Consider the following 8,013-nt stretch of genomic DNA (forward strand, 5'->3'; position numbering starts at 1 on the left):
GCCAACCGTTCCTGTTGCTTACGCGCATGGGGTCCAAGGTATCCAAAAGCGCGTCCTAAATGTACATCCGATGTATGAAGAAACCTAAGCATTCCTGCCACCTTACATATCCAATTCGCTGCCGATTGATATTATCCTTCATTATGAATTCGAAATATGAGTGACTGTTGGGGGAGGTAACTGGTTTTAACTTAATCCGCGGATTTCGTACTCTTGGATGCCGCCGGGGGTTTCGACTTTGACGGTATCGCCAACCTTATGTCCGATGATGGCTTTGCCAACGGGGGAGACGATGGAGATGTGATCAAGAGTGGGATCGGCTTCGAAAGAGCCTACGAGAGTAAACGTCCATTCTTCACCGAACTTAGTATCGAAAACTGTCACATTTGAGCCTAAAGAAGCCTCTTCATGAGCGTTATCAGGTCGTTCTTCGATTTGGGCGCAATCGAGGATATATTCGAGATCGCGGATTTTAGCTTCCAGACGACCTTGATTGATCATGGCTTCGTCATAACCCGCGTTTTCACGCAAGTCGCCATGGGCACGTGTTTCTCGAAGTGCTTCCTGGATTCGAGGGCGGTCATTCTTCTTGGCATCATCGAGCGTTTTTTGTATTTTTTCATAGCCTTGCGGCGTTAGGATAATCTTTTCTGCTGGCATAGGAAAATATCTTGGCATGCTCGGTGTTTTGATGTCAAGCATGTCAGCTCTGATTATAAAGATATACTATTAGATGGACGCTAATGTGCCAAAATGATAGGTGTAATTAAGCAGGCAACTTTGGAGGAATATAATGAAGGTTAGCATAATTGGAGGCGGTGGTCGTGTCGGGTCCACGGCGGCTTTTGCTCTACAACTCGGTGGTTTCATTAGTGAGATGGTTTTGGTTGATGTGGCAAAAGATTTAGTTGAGGGCGAGGCGCTTGATCTGCGCCATGGGGTTTCGATGGCAACACCTCAGAAAATCTATGCGGGTGATTATCAGGCAATCGAAGGTTCCGATATCGTGATTATTACTGCGGGATTGAGGCGAAAACCCGATGAGAGCCGCCTAGAGCTAATCAATCGAAACGTCACACTCTTCCGTGATTTATTAGGTAACGTTCGTAGTCAAAAATTGGCAGATAATGCAATTTTGCTTATTGTCTCTAACCCCGTTGATATATTAACTTATATCGCTGTGAAGGAATCAGGCCTGCCGGTCGAGCGAGTGATCGGTCTTGGCACAACTCTTGATACTTGCAGGTTCCGTTCATTATTGGCTGAGTGCTTCAATATTGCAGCAAACGATATGAAGGCTTTGATTTTAGGAGAGCATGGCGATTCGATGGTGCCGATTTTCAGCAGCGCAACGGTTAATGGAATTGCTCTAAGCAGCTATCCTGGATATGATAAGGCAAAAATGGATAACTTGTTCCAACTCACAAAGCAGAGTGGCGCTGAAGTCATTCGACTTAAAGGCGGAGCCGGTTATGCGGTTGGGATAGCGATTAAAGAGGTAGTCAATGCTATCTCACTTGATTCGAAGCAAACACTGCCTGTTTCGGTCTTCCAACAAGGAGCGTTAGGCATTTCAGACGTCTGTCTTTCCTTACCTACTATCCTCACCCGCAAAGGTGTTGAGCGTGTAATTGAGCCGGTTGTAAGTAATGATGAACGTAAAGCCCTCCAAGCCTCAGCGGAAGTCCTCAAGAAGACATTAAAGACAGTAATGGGATAGAAGATATAAAGCGATTGGTATTTACCTTTCGCTTTTACTTTTTAGACGAATCTTTATCAAGTTTGTGATGCTCGACTTGATGTTTCATTTCTCGCCAGTAGGGTTCGGAGTGCATGGTGATCTCCACTTCAGGGAGAGATGCTCTAATCTTGTCTTCAAGCTCTTCAGTGAGGTCGTGGGCCTCAATAAAGGGCATACTGTCTTCGAACTGAACATGAACATCGATATATCGAGCATGTCCCGATTTGCGGCTTCTTAAACGATGATAACCAAGAACACGCTGATCATCTTCGAGGATTTTAGAGACTATCGCTTCATCCTCATCTGGCAACCTGACGTCCATTAACAGACTGATTGCCCCTTTTGTAAGCCGATAGGCTGCTTGAGTAATAATTAATGCAACCATAATAGCAACGATAGGGTCGAATATCTGAATGCCAGTGATCCAAACGAGAGCTAAACCGATAACTACTCCAAATGAGGTCCAAACGTCTGTCGCCAAGTGAGCGGCATCTGCTTCAAGCGCCAGCGAATCGGTTTGTTTAGCCGTACGATAGAGATAACGAGAAACGAGGATATTCACAATCGCAGAGACTAGCATGACGGCTAATCCGAAGCCGGGTTTATCAATGATTACAGGATGTCTGAGCTTATTGATTGCCTCATAGATAATCCATATTGCAGCAGCAAAGATTAGCAGGGCTTCAGCCATACCCGATAGACTTTCGAGCTTACCATGACCGTAGGGATGTTCACTATCCGCCGGTTTTCGTGAGACTGAAACTGAAAAGTAAGCAATCCACGAGGCTAAAAGATCGCTACCCGAGTGCGCTGCTTCTGAGATAACGCTAACTGACCCTGTTTGAAAACCCACTATGATCTTTAGAATTACGAGGGAAGTATTTGAATAGATAGAAAACTTCGCCGCGTGTATTGCTCGCTTCTCTAAAGTATTTTTATGACTAGAATTTTTCATTACTTGCTCTTCGTTAGCCTGCTTCTATCCAAGATGACGATTAATATGAACGCGCAAAGACCGCTTGCTCTTTTGAGGCTTTACCACAGCGGACGCAGTTTCCAGTTCCCCCTGGTTGGTCGAAGGGGATACAGCGACTGGTTGCCTTAGTATCCTCTTTAATCGCAGCTTCGCACTCACGTTCGCCACACCACCACGCCATAACAAAGCCTTCAGTTACCGCTTCTTGGAATTCATCATAGGTGTTGACAGTGCGCATGTTGGCGTTTCGGAAGGCGAGAGCGGCATCGAATAATGCTTTCTGAATGGTTGCAAGCATATCACGCGCTGAGTTGACGATACAATTCATGCTTATGGGAGTTTTGCCTTCTCGCCCAGGCATATCTCTTCGAGCGAAAGTGACCTGCTCATTATCAAGGTCTTTGGGGCCGATTTCGATGCGTAACGGCACACCGCGCATTTCCCAATCGTTGAACTTGAAACCAGGTGTCATTTCGTTGCGATCATCGAGTTTTACTCTGATGCAAGCAGCTTTCAGATCGTTAAAGACGTTTGTTGCAACTGGTAGTACCTTGGATTTTTCCTCATCACTTTTGCCAATAGGGACAATTACCACTTGAATCGGCGCTAGGTTGGGAGGAAGCCTGAGACCGTTGTCGTCACCATGAGCCATGACAATAGCGCCTATCATTCGAGTGCTCATTCCCCAACTTGATGTGTGGACAAGTTGTTGCTGGTTATCTTGATCAAGAAATTGGATGTTAAATGCCTTGGCAAAATTCTCGCCGAGGTAGTGGGAGGTAGCGGCTTGTAATGCGCGCTTATCACCCATCATGGCTTCTATTGTATAGCTGTTAACCGCTCCCGCGAACTTCTCACTTTCGCTTTTGCGCCCTTTGATAACTGGGATTGCAGCTTGTTCTTCAGCAAACTCGCGATAGATCTCGAGCATATTCAACGTTTCTTCTTGAGCTTCATTAGCGGTTGCATGCGCCGTATGACCCTCTTGCCAGAGAAATTCAGTTGTTCTCAAGAAAAGGCGCGGCCGCATCTCCCAACGGACAACATTCGCCCATTGATTAATGAGCAAAGGCAGGTCCCGATAGCTTTGAATCCATTCGGCATACATATGCCCGATAATGGTTTCTGAGGTTGGGCGCACTACGAGTGGTTCTTCGAGAGTTTCGCCACCGCCAATCGTCACAACTGCCAATTCCGGCGAAAAGCCTTCGACATGCTCCGCTTCTTTTTTGAGGAAGCTTTCAGGAATTAACAGGGGAAAATAGGCGTTAACGTGCCCTGTTTCCTTGAAACGTTTGTCAAGTGCGGCCTGTAGGTTTTCCCAAATGGCATAGCCATAAGGTCGGATGACCATACATCCGCGTACAGGCGCATGAGAGGCGAGTTCTGCTCTTTGAACAATATCGTTATACCAGCGAGAATAATCTTCGCTGCGAGGGGTTATCTTATCAGCCATGCCAAAGATTGTACCTTGAATAACCACCATCAGTCAGCCATGCACGGGAGTATTGCGTTTATCGGATAAGGTGATAGGAAAGAAGCAAGAGGCAAGAAGCAAGATTCTGGATGAATCAACACACAACAAAGTTGTGTCATTCTGAACGGAGTGAAGAATCTGTCTGAAAAGGGAGCACATCGCAATCAGCCAGGTTAAGACGGGTTTGCTTCGGTACAAACCTCCTCGCAAAAACACGTTTTTTTTATACTTCTGGAATCCTCATCTAACTTCGCACTAACTCTCTAAGTGACGCTTCGAAGGTGGGGAAGCTTGTTTCTATGCATTCGGTGTTGTTGATGGTGGTATCGCCCTCAGCGATCAGGGCCGCGATGGCTAGGGACATCGAAATGCGGTGATCGTTGTGGCTTTCGACGATAGCGCCTTTAAGAGGAGTTGGGCCGCTGATTATGAGGCCATCAGGGGTTTCTTCTATCTGAGCGCCCATCTTACGAAGCTCTTGTGTTATCGTTGACAACCGGTCGCTTTCTTTTACTCGAAGCTCTTGGGCGCCCGTGATGACCGTTTCTCCATGAGCTTGAGTTGCAGCAACTGCGAGGATGGGGATTTCATCGATAAGTCGCGGCATAAAGTCGGCATCAATACTCATAGCCTTAAGCGGATGTGTTGAAACCTGTAAATCACCAATCGGTTCACCACCGCTGATGTATTCACTCATCACCTGAATCTCTGCCCCTGCGGCATTTAGGACGTCAAGAATTCCCATTCTAGTCGGATTCAGCCCAACGTTTTCGAGGAATATATTGCTGTTGGGTACTAATAATGCAGCGACTAAGAAAAAGGCTGCAGATGAAATATCTCCTGGCACGATCACATCACAAGCCGACAGCTTTTGGCCGCCTTTGAGACTTACGCTCAAGTGGTCATGTTCAAGTTCGTATCCAAACCCTGCCAGCATTCGCTCGGTGTGGTCGCGTGAGAGCGAAGGTTCGATTACTTGTGTCATACCCTCAGCAAACAAACCCGCAAGCAAAATGCACGATTTAACCTGAGCGCTTGCGACGGGAGAGATATATCGAATGCCATGCAGATTTCCGCCTTGGATAGATAAGGGAGCGTTGTTGGCATTATTTTGGCCGTCTATAGTCACGCCCATGCTACGAAGAGGCTCTACAATCCGCTTCATGGGTCGGCGTCTAATAGAGTCATCGCCTGTTAAGACACTTTGAAACGGTTGACCTGCTAATACACCGGCCATCAAGCGCAACCCTGTTCCTGAGTTGCCGAAATCAAGCACATCTTTTGGTGTTTGAAGACCGGTTGCTCCACACCCTTGAACTATATATTCACCCGTTTCTATTTTCGAGACAGCAACTCCGAGAGCTTGAATGGCATGCATCGTTCTCATGCAGTCATCGGCCTCAAGAAAGCATTGGATAACACTACGTCCATGAGCAAGCGCCCCAAGGATAACCGCTCGATGTGAAATCGACTTATCCCCCGGCGGTGTCCAAGTACCTATTATAGCGTGAACAGGTTCAATTCTAATTTGGGTCATCGACTGCCGTCTGGTAACAGGAAGAGGTCGGTTGGGCCATCTATATCCGGGTTGGTGACGATGCCTTTGTTATCATAACCATCTTGGCCAACACTATATAGGCGGTAAGTATCACCTTGGAATTGATAGATGAACTGTTTGCCGGAGAAGGGATCGATAATCATCTCATTTCCCAACTCTTCTAAGAGTTTCGGGTATCGCCCTATCTTTAATTTGTAGACACGGAGCATCAGATGCAGATAGAGTAACTGCCGACGCGCTTGGTATTTTTGCAAATTCTCTATGGAGGATAAAGGAGTGTAACAAATCAGTAATTGATTATCGATTTCAAATGACGACTTGATTTCATCCACTACTGAGATTTGCTCCCAAAGAGGCTTATCTAACTCCTTAACTGCCTTTTCACGAAGAGCTTCGAACTTATCAGTAATACGCTTTGTAAATGCTTTAAGCCCTTCGGGTGTGCTTATTTCCTTCTTTAGTTGAGCTATTACTTCTACATCATGTGGGTCTGTTTTGCCCTTAGCTGATTCAGGCGACAACTCTCCAGTGACAGGATCTTTAAATAATTCAGAAAAGACTGAATCGGAATCGTTCGGGTTCTTTAAGTCTTCATCCAAATTTTGGCGATCTCTTTCCCAATCATGGATTAAGCCTTGTTTACGAATTGATGAAAGAGATTCAGCGTTGCGCAAAGCTTGAGCGATTAATTTACATTCTTTAGCAGAGAAAAAGTCAATTTGCTTTGCTACGGGACTGATTAATAATGATTCACATCCTAGTCCTACTTGAAATTCAAGAGTATTTGGTTTTTGGATATCCTGTACTAATTTCATTCCATCTTGAAATTCTTGCACAACATCCATGCCATCCTCTTCAGATAGACTATGATTGATCTGAATGAGGCGAAGGCGCGCCAAACTACGATAGCCAGCATACTCGCTTAATCGCTCCGTTTCCTTTCGTTCGGGAACTGGGTCCCAAAAAGCTAACTTGGCGGCTATATCCATTAAATCTATTACTTCTTTGTTTGCGTTGAGATAGCGTAAAGCGGCATCAGAAGGTGGTTGTTCTGAATAGTTAAGGTTGTCCATCTCATCTTTCTGATCAGGAGGAAGCTTTTGCCAATAGGCGTCCAACTTCTGTACTGCCGTAAGATAGTAATCGTAAGCATTCTTAGACGGCAGTTTGGGCTGGTAGGGTTCAGTGGTTTCAACCGTATAGGCGATGGCAGTGGATAGCAGTATGATAACTAAGGCTAGTTTGTATCTGGACATTTTATTTTCTCCTTCACTTACATTGTCGCTTAAATCGAATGGGTAATTCTACTTATATCACAGATTAAGGCTTAGAAACCTACTTTTTCAGTCTTTATGCTGCGGGCTTCTTCGAAGAAGTGTTGCAGAGATGTAGTATCTTCGTTTTCGAGGGCTTTTCGGAAGTAGACTAGTTCATCCTCAAGCTGTTGGATAGTGTCAATTAGCTCGTTGCGATTGGTCAGGGAAATGCGTGTCCACATGGTGGAGGGGCTGGCCGCTACTCGCGTTGCGTCCTCCCAACTTGGCCCTGCAAGGTCATAACGCCCCTCTTTTGAAGCTATACGCATTAGTGATGCAGCTAGAACATGTGGGAGATGACTGAGAATAGCGATTTGCCGATCATGTTCATCGGCTGGAACGGTAACCACATGCGCGCCTGTTTGAGTGATTATTTCCGAGACGGCTTCAAGAGTTTGATCAGAAGTGTTTTCGGTGGGAGTAAGTATCCACGGCCGGTTGATAAAAAGATCTGGAATGGCGGAATTGAATCCGCCCTTCTCGCGACCAGCCATTGGATGCCCTCCGATGAAATTGGAAGGGAAGGGAAGAGATAAAGCCCACTTAATCACCGGCCCCTTGACCCCCGCAACGTCGGTAATGATTGTACTTGGAGTTAAGATTGGCTTGAGTTTGGCAAAGACATCCGAGATCGCTTCCAACGGAACGCATAAGACGATTAGACTGGAGTTACTTAGGACTTGAAAATCGGTCGATGTTTTGGAAAGCGCTTTGGCTGTGAGAGCATCCTGACATACCGTATCGTCAACATCAACGCCGACAATGTAATTAAACCCAGCTTTTTTTAGCGCAAGAGCAAGGGAGCCTCCGATAAGGCCAAGACCAACAATTCCAATTTCATGCTCTACTGTGTCCATTAACTCTCTCGATTAACTTTTCATTGAGGGGAAGCTTCTGCCGACTGATTTGGCTACAGGCCCTACATCTTTCATAAGGGAAGTGAAT

Annotated in this window: 7 protein-coding genes; 1 reads left to right on the top strand and 6 read right to left on the bottom strand. The window is 46.0% G+C overall.

The features are described from left to right. Positions 1 to 186: 186 nt before the first annotated feature. Entirely contained in the window at positions 187 to 660 is a 474-nt protein-coding gene (gene greA, locus WCO51_07050) for a transcription elongation factor GreA (GenBank protein MEI6513018.1), read from the bottom strand. Between the two features lie 133 nt (positions 661 to 793). On the opposite strand from greA, the gene WCO51_07055 reads away from it, so the two are divergent. Further along, a complete protein-coding gene (locus WCO51_07055; protein ID MEI6513019.1) occupies positions 794 to 1,720 on the top strand; it encodes an L-lactate dehydrogenase in 927 nt (308 codons plus the stop codon). A 34-nt stretch (positions 1,721 to 1,754) separates the two neighbouring features. Here WCO51_07055 and WCO51_07060 read toward each other — a convergent pair whose 3' ends face one another. From WCO51_07060 to WCO51_07080, 5 genes are all read right to left on the bottom strand, one after another. Further along, positions 1,755 to 2,696 carry a cation diffusion facilitator family transporter gene (locus WCO51_07060; protein MEI6513020.1) on the bottom strand — a complete coding sequence of 314 codons (942 nt, stop codon included), beginning with the start codon at positions 2,694 to 2,696 and terminating at the stop codon, positions 1,755 to 1,757. Positions 2,697 to 2,736: 40 nt separating this feature from the next. Next, positions 2,737 to 4,173: a proline--tRNA ligase gene (gene proS, locus WCO51_07065; protein MEI6513021.1), complete on the bottom strand. Its 1,437-nt coding sequence runs from the start codon at positions 4,171 to 4,173 to the stop codon at positions 2,737 to 2,739. A 265-nt stretch (positions 4,174 to 4,438) separates the two neighbouring features. Continuing rightward, complete coding sequence (gene aroA, locus WCO51_07070) at positions 4,439 to 5,731, bottom strand: 3-phosphoshikimate 1-carboxyvinyltransferase (GenBank protein MEI6513022.1); 1,293 nt, start codon at positions 5,729 to 5,731, stop codon at positions 4,439 to 4,441. Further along, complete coding sequence (locus WCO51_07075; protein ID MEI6513023.1) at positions 5,728 to 7,008, bottom strand: hypothetical protein; 1,281 nt, start codon at positions 7,006 to 7,008, stop codon at positions 5,728 to 5,730. Before WCO51_07075 ends, aroA begins: the two co-directional genes overlap by 4 nt. 71 nt (positions 7,009 to 7,079) lie before the next feature. Beyond that, entirely contained in the window at positions 7,080 to 7,925 is an 846-nt protein-coding gene (locus WCO51_07080; GenBank protein ID MEI6513024.1) for a prephenate dehydrogenase/arogenate dehydrogenase family protein, read from the bottom strand. Between the last annotated feature and the right edge of the window lie 88 nt (positions 7,926 to 8,013).

The organism is bacterium, assembly GCA_037131655.1.
In the GTDB taxonomy this organism is placed as follows: Bacteria; Armatimonadota; Fimbriimonadia; order Fimbriimonadales; family JBAXQP01; genus JBAXQP01.